Raw genomic sequence first — 14,878 nt, forward strand, 5'->3', positions numbered from 1 at the left:
CAACTTGCCTAACTCTTATTAGTTTATTCGCCAGCCACCTGCTTGTTTCCTCCTTTTCAAGAAAAGTAACATCGATTTTTAATGTGAACCGCTGTCTATTTGCGTCGAAATAGGGCGAATAGGGCAAAATGGGGCGAATTTCAGCTTTTGTTAAATAATTACCATATTTTGAAACACTTCTTTGCTACAAAAGCGTTTAAGAAGAAAAGGATCCGGTTAACTTATCATTTGATGTTTATGCGATTTTGGGAGATTCAGAAGACCAACTTATCTATAGCTATAAAATACCGCAGATTTCTGGTTCCACCCGAATGCAATCAGGATACGAGCTTAGCATTCCATGGAATCAACATGGGACGGATGGTAAGTTAATGGAGCCAGGAGCCCACAACTAGTGAGAATCAGCGTTGTCGTCCAAAAAGCTACCTAGTTACTTATCAATCATTTCGTTTAATAAACTTCAATACCTCGATCCAGTCTGCCGTCCAACACGGTGTTCAAGAAAGCCAGCTCCGTAGCCGTCATGGTTTGATCAACAATCTTTTGCATCCAGTCCCAGCCCAGTCGCTCCTTGTTATATGCGTCCCCCATGACCTTGTAAAGCATATCCCACTGCCATGGCTCCAATTTCATCGGCATATTATCCACGTCCTCTTCTGCCCGCAGGCAATCGATATATTCGCTCACAACGTCCTGTACAAATGCGCTAAAGCTCTTGTCCAGCAGCTTTAGCGCATTCATCGGGTCTATTTTACGTGTTGGGTCAAGGATGTGATGCCCCGTTATGCACGTTGCCGGATTTAAACCATTTCGGTAGCAGCTATAAGCCAGCACCCAAATGTAGCGCTTATAGGCTTCAACCAGATCAACAGCGCCGCCATAACAAAGCTCTACGCCACCGGCTGCGTCGTTCGCATCTGCTCCGAATATCCCGTTGTCGATGACCGGATTGTATCGGACATGCCAAGCTTTCTCAGGCAATGCGCTCAGGAAAGGTATGCACTCGATAATCTCTTTATCGTCCACGAAGATATGTGCCGAAGCCTCCGCTTCGTTCCGACTTCTTTCGTAGTAGCTGACATTGCCTGCGGCTGTCGATCCAGGGTTTCCGGTATCGTGCGCTACCATTAAACGGCATGTATTTAGTGAGATGCAAGGGCGCCGCATGCTGGGGCCGGTCAGGTACCTTTCGACGATCGGATATTTAAGCTTAAACTCGCTCATTCGCGTCGCTCCCCTTTGGCTTTACAGATGTATTAAAGTCCTGCACCGCCTTTTCTATGGCTGCCTGTATCTCCATCATAGAAAGCTGGATGCCTGCCTCTTTAAGTCGAGCCGCTACATACGCTTCAGCCGCATGCAGCTTTTGCATCCCGTTAGCCTCTTGGAATGTTTTTTCTATTAAAGCCTGCGCCTCATTGGCGATACGGTATAAGGCTTCCCTTTGTGACGCTGTGGCCCGGCTGCTCAGGAAATCGTCTGCTTTTTTACGCAAGGTTAATAGCCCTGCAAGAACAAGGCTGGTAAGGATTCCAATCACAGCTTGCAGAGCCAGTGTGATATACGGTTGAATCAGCTCCATTGTATTCAATCCTTTCGGTCTATTTTTCTTAGGTAGATAAACAGGTCGTACCGTCTCGTGTAGGTCACAATCGCCAAGCTGGCCAAGCCAATCGTTGTGCCGAGTTGCGCGATTGTCCATGCGCTGGTTTGCAGCATCTTGACCAGTGTGTCATTCCATTCCAGCACGGTTGCGGCGCGAATCCAAATCACCGTAACCATTTTGAAAATATAAGCCGTAATAAAAAAAAGCATCGCCACCATAAAAAGGTTGACGACACCCGTTTTAACGCGATCCTTAAAATAAGCGCGATGCGCGAACACAATGTACAACGCGCAACTGAGAGAAATCATATATAACGACAACAGCACAAAATCAATAACCTCAATATCATGGCTCATGGGGCTCCTCCTTCATGTACAATAAATGCCGGGCGATCCCGTTGGCTTCAGCGATCTGCTTCAGCTCATCGCCCATATCCTTATACCGTCCTATTGCCAAGGTTACGCGCTGGCTGCTTTGCTCGATCCGTTTCTGCTGATCCCGAAGCACAGGAATGCGATGTAGCCGCGTCAAAATGTTCTCTTGCAGCTGGTCCAGCCAACTGAAAAAGCTTTTTCGTTTCACGTTCATCCTCCCCTATCCCCGGAATCATCTTTTTTCAACCTGCTCAGCGTATCCATAATGGGTTTCATAATCCCTCTTCTTTCCTCATCGAGCATAGCCTGTAGCCGGTCCCTATCCTCCTCCACACGCTCCAGCAGGTGCCTGGGGACAAGGTCGCCGCGAACAAGCATACGGCCTACAACCAAAAGGACAATCAGCAAAATCATTAACAAAATTACGGCTAGCCCATACTTTTCAGCCAGTTCAGCGATTTTCTCGATCTCGGATAATCTGCTTGCATCCAAGGGGCTCACCACCTTTCTACCCGTTTCGGGCCTAAAATAACAAAAGCCCCGATTGCTCGGGGCGTGTGCTTTATTGTGGTGTTACTGCATTACTGCCAGTGGCTTGCTTGCCGTTCTTAATTGTCACAATGCCACCAGATCGGCTGATGCCATGAGCCATTCACCTCTCCTCCCACTGATTTCAATTAACAGCCACATTAAAAAAACGCACCATTGATCATTCCCCACTTTTAGGCTGATCGGCAGCGTTTAAAGCTTGCTCTACTTGTTGCCTAATTGTCGTTGGCACATCTTCTATCGTGCGCCTGCCTGCCCTTATAAGCTGCACGGCTGCCGCAATCATGCGTTCATCCAAAGTCAAGATGGTTCACCTCCCGCCATAGTTGCCTGTATGTCCAAAACGGTAATATAAACATCGAACAGTGCGTCCATGGTGTCCAGGTTGGAAATCTCGGTATTGGCTAACTTATCGTTTGTTTCAGCAAGCTCCGACTCCAACCTTACTATTTTTTGATCCTGTGTTTCTGGCTGGAGGGTGTTCTGGATCGCGTCCAGTTCCTCTTGTGTAAGCCCTTCGCCCCATGTTTCGGAGTCCAGGTCAAACTTCAGTTTATACAATCCTTCTGGCGGACGGATCGCGATACGATAGCCTACTAGGACAGGCTCTACAGCTTGGCCTTCTTCGTTTGGTTCTGCTATTGCGTAGATAGGAAAAACGCCTGTCACCTCATCGGCAACAAGCGTCACGTCCGTCATAAACCCGTCTAGGTCGATTACGATTGCTTCTTTCATGGTTTACCTCCTCCTTTAATCTAACTCATAAGTAACGTTATCCAAGTAAACCGCAACATTGTTGAGATTTCCACCTTGAATATACAACTCGCCATTAGTGCTAATAAGTGCGGTCGTGACAGTCCATGGAGAATAAGAGACAAGCATCACCGATTTTGTTTCTTTAGGCTTGTATGGAAGAATGCATATGAAGGTGTTCACGGCGAATGCGCCGCTTTTTATAACTCCCTTCATTGTCACCCTATTTAAAGGGTTAAGACGGTATCCGGGAATCGGCGTCACTCCTGTGGGATCATATGCAACCCAACCATTAAGCAAAGTAGGAGCTATCCATTGCGGCTGTACTTTCTGCGCTTTCGTATTTTCCAACACTCCTACCCTAGCCGTTACGTCTGCTAGATACGCTACCGCCATATCGACTACCGTTTTTAAATTGCTTGGGTAATCCCCTTGGATGGATTGGACGTTGCTTGTAAGGCTATATTGATCGAGTGCAAGGTAGGTTGTGGTGTATGAGGCCATCAGATTGTCGCCAACATCCGGCGTTATTAGATACCCATTGCCAATCAAGTCTATATAGGTGCTGTCCCATCTCCAAGTCTTATCAATCTTCCCGTCTTTATACGCCGACAAAAATTTTAAAACCCTGTATTTCAGCTTTGAACCGCCTGTACCATTTATATAATAATTTGCCGCATTACCTTGTATCGCTCCGCTTTCCCTTACAATCATTCCATTGCCAACTTCAATTTGGTTTAATCCTGCGTGTAGCGTGATATCTCCCTCTACCGCGATTTCCTCCAATGTGGATTGTGCTAGTTGGTATTGGAGTTTGTAGGGTTTGTACGTAGTACCAGTTGGCGGATTTGTTGGCGTTACAATAACGTTATAATCTGTTCCATCTATATTGCCGCTTGATCGTGGCAATTGGCGAATCCACACTTTTGTACCAGACGTATAAGGTACATTCGAATCAGCACCATTATACATCTTCCACCCATAAAAGTACGCCGATATTTCCGCGGCCAATGGTGAATAACCTTGTCCCCAACCGCTGTCTACATTTGGGATTACAACGTAAGTTGTCCCTCCGGCAACTATAAAAGTATCTGCACTTAAAACGGCGCTGTCCACTTTAAGAACTTTACCATCATACTTAATCATTGTTTGGTTTGGTGCACCAGCTAAACCATTTGAGTATTCCACTCGTTTTGAACCCGTTATTGTAACTGGTGAATGACTCCAAGCCAAACTTCCATCCAAGTCCATCGTTTTAAACCTTGCTTGCTTAAAATACTTACCGTCCCAATGTCCCAACGTGTCGGTTATCGTGCCGTCCACATTAGATGCAAGCTTTACATCTGGAAAGAATAAGTGATCATCGGCATTTGGTTTAAAGGGTAATGCAGTAGATCCAAGGTTAAGCATAGGATTTGAAAATACGACTGCCGCTGTAGTCCCATCATAAATTAGCAAGCTCACTTGGATGGTAGTAGTGTTAGTCGGGGAAACGGCGTTAATGCCAATGTTATACACGCCAGCGCTCGTAAACTTGTTAGTAGCCGCATTGCTCATTGTCCCAACAACGACACCATATTTATCAACAAATGTAACAACGTAATAAACCCCTACACCTGTTCCAACAACTATGGATTTAACATCAATAGTCATACTGAAATTATAAGATTGACCTTCAACGGCTGGCACATTTGTTAAATAAGAACTATATCCAGCAACCGTGGTTTTCGTGTACCGTAAAGTATAAGCACTTTCAACCTCTTGCTTATCCGTAATTAGATAAGCTGTCCATTCACTAAACGGTGGCAACAAGTTTTCCCCACTCTTAATTACATACGGCGCTCGGATAGCTTGCATATCATCCACATAGGGGTAACGTGCGGCAATTTGTGTGGCTTCAACTTCCGTAACACTTGCACCTAAAGCGTCAAACTCCGCTTGTGTAATACGGAATATACGGAAACCATCAATGTTAATATTATGCCCGCTTGTTCCATCTGCGTTGACTCTGGCTAAAAAATTAGATGTGCCGGGAGTTGTCACAGTTTCTATTTTGAACGCTGAAATAAAAGGCACGAAACGCCCGGTTACTTGGGTTACAAACCCACTCATAGCGGTCACATATTTTGGTGTCGTTGTTACTCCGTTTAACATCTGCTGGATAAATAATTGAGTGGAAATGTTTTCGTTGTAAATCTCTGCGATACAAATAAAGCAATCGCCAATGGCTGGGTAAATAGATTTATTTGCTAGTGGTTGGACAATAGTATTGACTGCTGTTTTGACGATTTTAATACTATTTGTTCCATAAGCCTTGCGTGTAGCGTCTATAGTTGCCGTTCCACCGAAATATGTGGAATTAGCTACCGCTTCAAAATTACCATCCCTACCCAACAAGTTAATCAACGTCCGCCCTGCAATATTAAATAGGTTATAGGGTGTATGGTGAGGCACGTTAACAACCTGTAATCCATACCCAAGGTTTAGGGGTGTGGCTGCCGGGCTTGCTGTAACGGCTGTGTCCAAATTCGCCTGTACAGCATCTACGGTATCTTTTCGAGCTATATCTGCCGCCACGGAAGGTGCTGCGACTTGGGCGCGCCCAGCGGCATCCCGCTGGATGATTCTATTGGCCGTTGGTGCCGAAGTGGAGCCATGAACGTTATTTGTTTGCGCTATATGCCCAGTTAAGTCTGCATCTAAACCTTCCACTTCAGATGCCTCTGCCGCCTTCTCCTGCAGCTCCTTCAACGCCTCATAGGTTTTGTTCTGATGCCAATTCAACCAATCTGCTGGCGGCTTTTCACTGGGCTTCCAGCCTTCATTCCGTTTTGTTGAAGGCGGCTTAATTCCGGTTGCCTTCCATTCAGGTAATTCCTTTTCAAAAGCCATACAGTCCACGCTCCTCGATAATATGGGTCCAGCTTATATCGGCAAATCGGTTTCCTCTGCCGGGGTAAATACTGCGCCAAGCGTCCCGCCAGTAAGCTGGTCAATGTCGGCGAAACCCGCCGTCGGGTCCAGCTCTTCATCGCTGCCACTAGCAAATGAAAAAGTACCCTGCAGCTCGACTGCATCCACTCTCACACCAGCGGCAACTGTCTTTTGAATGATTCGGGCAAATTGACGTAAATCGATTTCCGAATCGCTTATCCGGCTTAAGGGCAGACGCAGCAAAGAGATCGCAGCAGGCTCGGGGTCAAAAGAATCCATAAACTTCTCATGAATTTCAATCTCTGAATACTCAGCTTTTACGGACAACGCTATAACCCTAATTACCGTGTTGATATCTCCACGGGACAAATTTCTCGCGATTTTGCTCTTGATTAAAACACGATACGCCTGATCCGTTGCGGCTCCCCGGGGCTGGGCAACATTTTGCCCAATGCTGTCGAGCGTTGACCCTTGCGCCAAATCAATATCCCGCCACAGCTCCATGGTATCCAAGGTTTGTAGCAAGTCGTTAAGCTGGATGTTCAAGATAGACATCAGCTTGCCTATACGGCTTTGCGGATCTTTATCGTAGTTATCTGTAAGACGCCTGAGCATATCAACGACATTAAGCATGGCTGACCACCTCAATATCGCTGTATACCACCTGTGCCACCTGGTTGCTTAAAACCGCAATATTTCCCGCACTGTATCCACCAGTTGTAGCTGCCTCCAGCTCTACATCCTCAACGCCCTCAACTTTAAAAATCGCACTGATCAGCTTCGTATAAATCACATCATTACCCATCCCCAATCCGCTATAAAGCGATCCATCCGACGCCTCACCGCCGATATAACGGATGAGAGCTGTACGAATTTGCTCGTCTCCGTCCGCAGGATATTGATCATTTCGGGTAATATTTACACGCAAATGAATAGCGAGCTCTTCGGCATAGCTGAATTTGATGGTACGCTCCAGGCCTGAAAGGTCCGTTACGATGCTGGATACATCCCCGTAGGTCTCAATTCCCGCAGCCTTGGTATCCAGAATACTCTGGGCAATGGCCTGCGAATCACCGCCCAATACATAGGCTTGAAAGCTTTTGCCTGGCCGCCCGGCAGAATCGGTTACAAGTGTTGTATTCTCGATAACCGTGGCTGCTCTTACATCTGCAATGCGAAGCAAGGCTCCCCGGATCGAGTCCACCGTAGACGCACCGCCACCCGATACAGAAAGCTGGAATCGTTCACGAAACTCCGAATCGCTTTCTTTTTCTCTTCCTCCAGCAGCAGCCGTTCCATTAGCCACAGAGGTAACATTCGGGTTGGGGTTAACGATCTCGACGATCGTTCCAGCTGCCACATTTCCGCGTGCACCAGCTGCGGAAGCTCGAATTGGTGCCATCCCCAAGCCTGTCCCATCCAAAGTAACACCACTTAAAGTCGTAAAATAAATCCCGCTTGGCGTACGGACAGAAAATCCTGCGGCAATCATATGCCCGGCTTCACCTGTAAAATTCACGCTGCCTGTAGCAAACTGCTCTGGAATCCTGGTAATGCCTACATAAGGACCGAGACGATCCTGCTGGATACCCTGCGCAGTGTTGATGTAGGCGGAATAATAAACATCCTCTGCCTTCTCCCACGGCTTGCTAAGAAACCATGCAAAAATACGCAACAGGATTCCAAGCGGTGATCGCTCAGAGGTATTAATCGTTTCTCCATAAACCTCGCGCGCCTTTGCTTCCATCTCTACAATCAGGTCGGCATACCGTTTGCGTTTGAATCCTTGGCTATCCAACATCCTGCTCCACCTCACCTTCCAGCTTTTCACCATTAACCGCAGTTGCTGTAAACCGCACAACCAACGTCCGGTTCTTTCTATCGAAATCAAAAGCGATGCTATCGACCGTCTTGATACGCGGCTCCTGAAACAATCCCTGCCGAATCTGCTCGCGCATCTCCTCTTCATTCTGGTTTTTCTCCAGAAAGGCCATAAATGTAATCCCTAAATTCCGGTTTAGAAACCACTCTGCCTTATTCGTTCCAAGCACATTTTTCACGCATTGGGCAAGCTCTTCTTTTCCATCAATCATCACAAGCTCTCCATGCTCTATAGCCAGATCTCCATTAATTAATTTAAAAGACTCCATGGCAGCACCCCCACGATAACAGCATCATTTTTACTGTGTTTACGTTTACTATCCGGTGTGGCAATCTGTCCCAAAAGTGTGTTCTTGATCTCCATATCAGCGCAGACAACTAGAACCACATCACCAACCGCTACTTTAGGTATAAAAACTGCTTCACTCTCCATCATGGTGACTGTACGCTCGATACCCTCATCAATAATCGTTTGCTCATGCTCTTTGACTGTACTTTTTTGCCCAAGCATCGGCACATTTTGGATCACTGCCGGCTCCACTGTACCCACTCGAATCAATGGTTGAACAACGGCTTTGCAGCTTCCCACATCAAAGGAAATGACCTTACAAGGAAAGCATACATAAAGATCATTAATGGCTTTATCCAGCATTCCAGAAATAAAAACATTCGCCGCACTTCCGGGATCGACTACACTCATGGAAAAATCCCCTCCATCTCGGTCACAAAATCCGATCCGTTGTACCTGTGCGAGCCTTTTCTAATATGCAAGGTTACATCCTTATGGCGCTTTGAATTAAGTTTTATAACCGAAGCCGTTGTAACTCGATGCTGCAGCTGCGTTTTGAGCTTCATGACTTCGAAAGTCCCTTCTGTTGAAGCTTCTGGTTGACCTATCAATCCCGTATTAGCAGATATATCAATAAGGTCATCAGCTCCTTCACGTAGATTACGAATATATAGCCTGCCTTTATTGATATAGGCACTAGTCCCGCAGTCTGCTGCGAGCTTCTTGATAATATCTGTAATTTCCCCAGTTGCTGTGTAACCTCCATCATAACGTACATCCTGGTTTAAATTCATTTGTGCAACCTCAAGTCCTAGTTGACCGGCCATCTCTTCCAAAATTTTACTGGCCATCGTTCCTTCTGCATAAGCAATATCCTCCAGCTTGCGACTGGATAAGTTTTCAGAATCCAATACATAAATCGTTGTCGTTTTATCCACCCCACTGAAGGCGGTCGTAACTCTGGATATGAAGCCTTGTAAAATTGCCCCCGTATTCCCCTCGTATCCTGCATTCACAATTAATTTTTCATCACTTTTAAAACTTCCTATCGTAGTATCAGAAAGGTTGAAAATTTTAATTTCACTTTCATTCGGTAAAAGATCGTTGTCGAAAGGGACAGTAAACTCAATAGTAAAATTTTTGTTGGATAAACTCACATTCCCTGCTTGAATCTCCACAACACGACCGAAATTAACCATGATCCACCTCCCAATCCACCACAAAAAGAAACACGGTTTCACCCAATGTTTGTGCATTAACCTCAACGTTATTTCCCGATTCATCTAAAGGAATGAGCCCTACTGCTGGAAACCTTGCATCAGCGATATCATGAAATAAAGGCATACCGTATACCAGCTTCTCACCAAAAGCCAGTACCTCTTTATTTCTATAAAGATCTAAAGTAAAAAAATCAAACCCTGGATTGTAGTGAACTTCCATTTCATAAAGGACATTAGACAATGAAATTTCAAACCTATAAGGAATTTTTTGTTTATCGATGTCAATAATTAATCCCATACGGACTCCTTCCCTGCGCTACTGCTACTGCTGCTAGTACCTTTAGCGGCCGTTTGCTTCCTTCCCAAAACAAGAACAGGCTGCTCTGCTGCACGTATCGGAAGCGGCAATTGTTCTATTGTGGAAGTTTTAGCTACAAGAACTTCTTTAAGTGTCGCGGAAAAGGATAATCCGTTCGATATTTGGTGGTTATGTGTGCTGCGAAAGCCTGTAAGGATGCCTACAAACTGGTTTCTGCCAATATACTCAATGATTGAACCTGATTGCAGCAAATTCAAAATATTTTGTCTAATTTGTGCTGCATCCTCACCGACAATAAACCCACTGATATTCATTGTTTTTGCTTTTGGGCGCACATGATCCAGAAGGTCTATTCCATCCTCGATGGGTTGCTCCGTTACATCAATATCATGGGAAGGCTCTTCCGACTCAACGGTTACATAATTACCGTTTATAGTTGCCATGCTTCACCTCCCACAATTCCTTGCCTGCGTGCTGCGCTCTCGAAAACTTCCTGAATCGCCAGCTTGACACGCTCGGCAATATCCTGGGCTGTTGACCCGCTGCCATCACCATTAACAGTAATGTTGATAACAGGGTTGATTTCTGTTTTGGCAACGTTATTGGGTGCAGAAGAAGGGCTGTTATAGGATGCAGCAGATATGGCAGATGCCTTGTTAAAGGACGGATCTAGACCTTGATCGGAATTAATTCCTACATTCATCATTCCTTTATCGTATGGTGTAGTAGCTGCTGTTACTATCTTTGTGGAAGAAGCTCCCACACGATTCTCACCATCTTCAATTCCCTCAGCCAATCCTTCAGTTGTCCAAAACCCTATCTCCATCATCACTTTTGAAGGAGATGCGATGCCAAACATACCTTTAAATAAGGATACTATACTATTTACAAGCGAACTTAGGTATTCTAAAATTGCTGGGGCTGCATTCGAGATTCCAGCTATTAATCCTCTTGCTAGTTCAATTCCCAAATCAAACATTTTGAAAAAAACATTTTCAATAATTGCTCCTATACCAGGCAAAATACTTTTTAAAGTTTCCAGAAACGTATTCCACGCTCCTGAGAAATCGCCAGTTATGAGTTGCAAAAAACTACTTAATAATCCACCAATAAGACCAGCCACAAAACTAATTAAGTTGTAGGTAGTGAAAAAAAACAAATATATCATGTTCCACACATTCAAAAGGGCGAGTTTAACTGTTTCCCATATAACCGTAAGAACAGCTACAAATATTGAACTAATATTAGGCCAAACAAAAGCCACTATTTGCAAAATATACGGCATTATCGTGTTAAAATAGGCTCCAATTGCAGAAAAGTAACTCATTACAGAATTAAACACAACCATCGCTGTATCACGAATGCCAAACATGTTGTTATTCCAAGCATATGCCAAGATCGCAACATATGCAGCAGCGAGAACAACAGCAGCGATAAAAGGCAATAGCGGTGAGATAGCAGCCCATCCTGCTGCTGCCACGCTCCAAAGTGCAGCAGATAAAGCAACACCAAATGCAACAGCAACCACCCCTATAACGGGGCCTAAAATTTTAAAGTGTTTGTCAATAAATTTTATGGATTCAGTTATACCGTTGAGAGCCCCTATAGCACCCTCGCCTATCGAATCTAAAAATTTATTAATAAATGGCATTAGCTTATCAAAACTTCCGGATAATTCAGTAATAGCATTCTCAAGTATCGGAATTGCTTTACCAGCCCATTCAAGCATTTTGCCACCTAAAGGTTTAAGTGCACTTGTTATACTTTTCTTTAACACTTCAAACTTATCGCCCAGTGTTTCCGTATCTGCCGATGTTTGCTCAATAATCCCGTGGGAATTCTGCATCTCATCAAGCATTGTACCTATTTCCAAACTGCCATCCCTAATGGCTGCTGCCATACCGGGACCTGCCGATTCTCCGAATGCTTCCATCGCCCAAGTGGTAGCTTCAGTAATCGTTTTAGCATTTTTGATTTTATTTAATGCATTTTCAAGCGCTTTAGGCGTATCCTTTACGCCGTGCTTGGACATTTTTCCAAGTGCTGTCGAGAACGAACCCAGAACCATATCAGCGTCCAGGCCATTATTCGCCCATTGTGCGATGAGAGATGCACTAGTATCAAAATCAAAACCTAGGTTTTTCATGGGTCCACCGAATTTAACTAATTTATCTGAAAGTGTGTTAATGCCCATTCCTGATTTTTGCGAAAGAAAATATAACTTATCGAAGATTTCACCACCTTGGTCGGCACCTATACTCCAACTCTGCATAGCACCTGTAAGAGAAGCACCAATTGTACTTGTACTCACCCCTGTCAAAGAACCTAAGCTCAATATTTTTCCCGACATATCCTCTAAACCTGTACCAGTTGCACCTGTGCTGTGATGAACTTCCGCCATTACGGAAGCCACAGTATTCATGCTGTCTGGAACCTTGGCTCCCACTTTTTCATAGCTTGCCATTAAACTATCTAACTCTGCTCCAGTTGCTTTAGTACCAATTTTCATAATATTAAGTGACTTTTCTGCTTCCATTGCTGCATCCCAGCTCGCAGTTCCGATCATTTTAAATGCCGAATATATCCCCGAAGCAGCAACTTGCCCCAAATTAGCTAAAGACTTTCCAAGCTTCGAAAACCCCGATTCTGCATTTTCCACACTTTCCTGGACTTCATTTGTAATATGGATGAATTGATTAAGCTGCTGGCTAACTTGTATGATCTGATTGATCTGACTGATTTGGTTAATCTGAGTATTGTGGATGTTCTGGGTATTTTGATTAATTTGAGCAACCAAACCACTTGAGTTTGTCATTGAAGCAACGTTCGCCATATCCCCTTCACCACCCTTCCCTAAAAAGAAAAGAAGCGCCCGTCAGGAACGCCTCTTCGACTTCTCCATATTTTTCTCCATCATCTCGATGTACATATCCAGTGCCGCATTGGCCTCGGCCAGATCGTCCTGGTCCATCTGGTTCAGCTCGCTGTAGGTGATATTCATATCACTCAGCAACAAGCGCCACATGGCCCAATTGCGCTCCGCCCGCTTGCGTGCTTCACTCTTGGTTATGATCATCCGAGGCTTCCTCGTCTTCGCCCTCAAGGAAACGGAAGGAGGCTGCAATCACATCGTTGAATTCTTTCTTGTCGCTGCCAAAATAATCCCAGGAGATTTTGGGCTCAACGATGACGTTTTTCATCATTTCCTCAGCCAGCTTCTCCTCCTGCGGGACACCGAATTTGTTCTTCACACGGTCGCTGATTTGTGCCGCTGCACGAACACCAGGGAATTGGAAGGTATAGGCTTTACCACTTCGGGATGTATAGTTTTTCTGCTTAAAATTGCTCATTGCTCAATCACTCCAATTTTCTTCATATTTCTGTTGCTATCCACCTGCATCCATTACCGTAATCCAACCAATTCCTATTCCAATTTAAGATCCAAGGCCTGAAATTCATACTCACGGTCTTCAGCATCCTTGCCGTACTTGCGGTCAGAAGGCTTTTTCAAAAAAGCTTCCGTCACCGAAGTCGTTTCCTTAGGATCATTGGCTGAAATAATGCTGATCGGAATCAAGGCTCCGCTGTTCGCCAGCCTGTCCAGATAAGCTAATTGCGGGCTTGTTTGCTGCAAGGTGAGTTTGATCGTACCCAAGCTATTGTTGATTTTCGTACGCACTTTATCGCCTTGGGCACCCACCTTTGTATCGTAATTGTTCTCGTCCTTCGTAATTTCGACCATGCTCTCACCAAGCCCCGTAATATACACGCCATTTACGGTGACTGTCACACTTTTGGGATCATAAGTTTTTGTAGCCATTGATATTCCTCCTTAGAATGGGATGATGCTTTGAGCTTGTATAGAATTAAATTTGGTACGATTAAAAAGGGAATCTCGCTCTAACATTAGAGAACGAATCAGGAACCTTAAAATTGGATAACGCCGTTAATTCTGGCATCATGCACGGCACCAGCAAGCTCGAAGAAAAACGAACCATCGTTATAGCTTCGCGCTGCACGGTCAGCAGGATCCACCTCTTCACGAGATTTGAAGGTCGTGCCATAGAGGCCGACACCATCCTCGTCGCTCGCGATAATGCCTTGATTGTGCGCCCGCTGCAGCACGGTTCTTACCACGCCTTCGATTTGGGCGATGCCCGCTGCCGTATAAGGCACCTTCGGTGTACTGTTCAGCAGCTTCTGAACGCCGTACTCGATGGAGAACTTCACATAATCCCGAGCATGGATAATGTCGATGTATTCTTCGTCAACAACCTTGCCTTCGGTCGTAACGGAATCACCTGCCTTCGAGACATAAGTGTTAGCGCCCAAATTGTGGATCGCCAACAGCTCAGTGCCCGACAGCTCCAACGGCTGAATGCCGGTGAGCTTTTTGAATTTCCAGGTCACGCTGCCTACAGGTGCCGAGCCTGCTGCACCTACCCAAGCCGCCTCTGGGTAATTCGTAATCGTCGTATGGTAGAGAACGGTCGTGCGGGTGTAGGTCTTAGCTTTAATATCTGCCAAGTCTGTAAGGCTTGACGAACGGGTGAAAAACTGGTGCGTGCCATCCGCTTCAATTTCATCAGCAACTGCAAGCACATCTATCTTGGCAGCAGACGTACTGACCAAGAAGTACCAATCCTTATCCATTACGGCCTGCAGATGCTCGACCAGTGTTTCCTCTGATTCACCTGTTGTTGAATTGCGGCAGCTAATGGCAATGACCGCTGGCGCTTGATCTCCTTGGGCAAAAATCGCCTGAGCCGCTTTATATTCCTCCGTACTCTCGATGAAATCCAGCTTCACGCTTGCCAAATCCAGATACTCCTTATAGCTGAAGCCACCTGTTTTTGCCCCAAGAATAAGAACCTTGCCAAAACCTAAACGCCCTACGGGCTTTTGAATATCAATAACCACAGTTACATCCTTCATTGTGTTTACCATGTTAAT

Annotated in this window: 20 protein-coding genes; all 20 read right to left on the reverse strand. The window is 45.3% G+C overall.

Translation table 11 applies throughout. The features are described from left to right. Positions 1-450: 450 nt before the first annotated feature. The 20 genes from G9U52_RS06260 to G9U52_RS06355 all read right to left on the reverse strand — a co-directional run bounded on the left by G9U52_RS06260 (position 451) and on the right by G9U52_RS06355 (position 14,872). Entirely contained in the window at positions 451-1,224 is a 774-nt protein-coding gene (locus G9U52_RS06260) for a peptidoglycan recognition protein family protein (RefSeq protein ID WP_166147394.1), read from the reverse strand. Continuing rightward, complete coding sequence (locus G9U52_RS06265; RefSeq protein ID WP_166147396.1) at positions 1,211-1,582, reverse strand: phage holin; 372 nt, start codon at positions 1,580-1,582, stop codon at positions 1,211-1,213. Before G9U52_RS06265 ends, G9U52_RS06260 begins: the two co-directional genes overlap by 14 nt. A 5-nt stretch (positions 1,583-1,587) precedes the next feature. Beyond that, positions 1,588-1,962 carry a hypothetical protein gene (locus G9U52_RS06270; protein WP_166147399.1) on the reverse strand — a complete coding sequence of 125 codons (375 nt, stop codon included), beginning with the start codon at positions 1,960-1,962 and terminating at the stop codon, positions 1,588-1,590. Next, positions 1,952-2,188: a hypothetical protein gene (locus G9U52_RS06275; RefSeq protein WP_166147401.1), complete on the reverse strand. Its 237-nt coding sequence runs from the start codon at positions 2,186-2,188 to the stop codon at positions 1,952-1,954. Before G9U52_RS06275 ends, G9U52_RS06270 begins: the two co-directional genes overlap by 11 nt. 2 nt (positions 2,189-2,190) lie before the next feature. After that, the gene (locus G9U52_RS06280; RefSeq protein ID WP_166147404.1) at positions 2,191-2,472 is read right to left on the reverse strand and encodes a hypothetical protein; all 282 of its coding nucleotides are present in this window, start codon (positions 2,470-2,472) and stop codon (positions 2,191-2,193) included. 217 nt (positions 2,473-2,689) lie between these two features. Then, complete coding sequence (locus G9U52_RS06285; protein WP_166146747.1) at positions 2,690-2,833, reverse strand: CD1375 family protein; 144 nt, start codon at positions 2,831-2,833, stop codon at positions 2,690-2,692. Next, positions 2,830-3,264 (reverse strand): YomQ N-terminal domain-containing protein, encoded by a 435-nt coding sequence (locus G9U52_RS06290; protein WP_166147406.1) that lies wholly within the window; start codon positions 3,262-3,264, stop codon positions 2,830-2,832. Before G9U52_RS06290 ends, G9U52_RS06285 begins: the two co-directional genes overlap by 4 nt. Before the next feature lie 15 nt (positions 3,265-3,279). After that, a complete protein-coding gene (locus G9U52_RS06295) occupies positions 3,280-6,174 on the reverse strand; it encodes a hypothetical protein (RefSeq protein WP_166147408.1) in 2,895 nt (964 codons plus the stop codon). 33 nt (positions 6,175-6,207) lie between these two features. After that, positions 6,208-6,849, reverse strand: a complete 642-nt coding sequence (locus G9U52_RS06300) for a hypothetical protein (RefSeq protein ID WP_166147410.1) — start codon at positions 6,847-6,849, stop codon at positions 6,208-6,210. Next, positions 6,842-8,017 carry a baseplate J/gp47 family protein gene (locus G9U52_RS06305; RefSeq protein WP_166147412.1) on the reverse strand — a complete coding sequence of 392 codons (1,176 nt, stop codon included), beginning with the start codon at positions 8,015-8,017 and terminating at the stop codon, positions 6,842-6,844. The genes G9U52_RS06300 and G9U52_RS06305 overlap by 8 nt, the downstream gene beginning before the upstream one ends. Then, a complete protein-coding gene (locus G9U52_RS06310; RefSeq protein WP_166147414.1) occupies positions 8,007-8,366 on the reverse strand; it encodes a DUF2634 domain-containing protein in 360 nt (119 codons plus the stop codon). The genes G9U52_RS06305 and G9U52_RS06310 overlap by 11 nt, the downstream gene beginning before the upstream one ends. Then, positions 8,348-8,797: a hypothetical protein gene (locus G9U52_RS06315; protein ID WP_166147416.1), complete on the reverse strand. Its 450-nt coding sequence runs from the start codon at positions 8,795-8,797 to the stop codon at positions 8,348-8,350. Before G9U52_RS06315 ends, G9U52_RS06310 begins: the two co-directional genes overlap by 19 nt. Further along, entirely contained in the window at positions 8,794-9,585 is a 792-nt protein-coding gene (locus tag G9U52_RS06320; protein ID WP_166147418.1) for a phage protein, read from the reverse strand. The genes G9U52_RS06315 and G9U52_RS06320 overlap by 4 nt, the downstream gene beginning before the upstream one ends. Further along, positions 9,578-9,904, reverse strand: coding sequence for a phage baseplate plug family protein (locus tag G9U52_RS06325; protein WP_166147420.1), 327 nt, complete (start codon positions 9,902-9,904; stop codon positions 9,578-9,580). Before G9U52_RS06325 ends, G9U52_RS06320 begins: the two co-directional genes overlap by 8 nt. After that, the gene (locus tag G9U52_RS06330; protein ID WP_166147422.1) at positions 9,895-10,368 is read right to left on the reverse strand and encodes a phage baseplate protein; all 474 of its coding nucleotides are present in this window, start codon (positions 10,366-10,368) and stop codon (positions 9,895-9,897) included. The genes G9U52_RS06325 and G9U52_RS06330 overlap by 10 nt, the downstream gene beginning before the upstream one ends. Continuing rightward, positions 10,356-12,758, reverse strand: a complete 2,403-nt coding sequence (locus tag G9U52_RS06335) for a phage tail tape measure protein (protein WP_166147423.1) — start codon at positions 12,756-12,758, stop codon at positions 10,356-10,358. Before G9U52_RS06335 ends, G9U52_RS06330 begins: the two co-directional genes overlap by 13 nt. 42 nt (positions 12,759-12,800) lie before the next feature. Continuing rightward, entirely contained in the window at positions 12,801-13,001 is a 201-nt protein-coding gene (locus tag G9U52_RS06340; RefSeq protein WP_166146749.1) for a hypothetical protein, read from the reverse strand. Continuing rightward, on the reverse strand, positions 12,982-13,275 hold the full coding sequence (locus G9U52_RS06345) for a hypothetical protein (RefSeq protein ID WP_076233246.1): 294 nt from the start codon (positions 13,273-13,275) through the stop codon (positions 12,982-12,984). The genes G9U52_RS06340 and G9U52_RS06345 overlap by 20 nt, the downstream gene beginning before the upstream one ends. A gap of 74 nt (positions 13,276-13,349) precedes the next feature. Next, complete coding sequence (locus tag G9U52_RS06350; protein ID WP_166147424.1) at positions 13,350-13,745, reverse strand: phage structural protein; 396 nt, start codon at positions 13,743-13,745, stop codon at positions 13,350-13,352. 107 nt (positions 13,746-13,852) lie between these two features. After that, on the reverse strand, positions 13,853-14,872 hold the full coding sequence (locus tag G9U52_RS06355) for a DUF3383 family protein (RefSeq protein WP_166147425.1): 1,020 nt from the start codon (positions 14,870-14,872) through the stop codon (positions 13,853-13,855). Between the last annotated feature and the right edge of the window lie 6 nt (positions 14,873-14,878).

The sequence above is a fragment of the Paenibacillus agricola genome, assembly GCF_011440305.1.
Lineage (GTDB): Bacteria > Bacillota > Bacilli > Paenibacillales > NBRC-103111 > Paenibacillus_S > Paenibacillus_S agricola.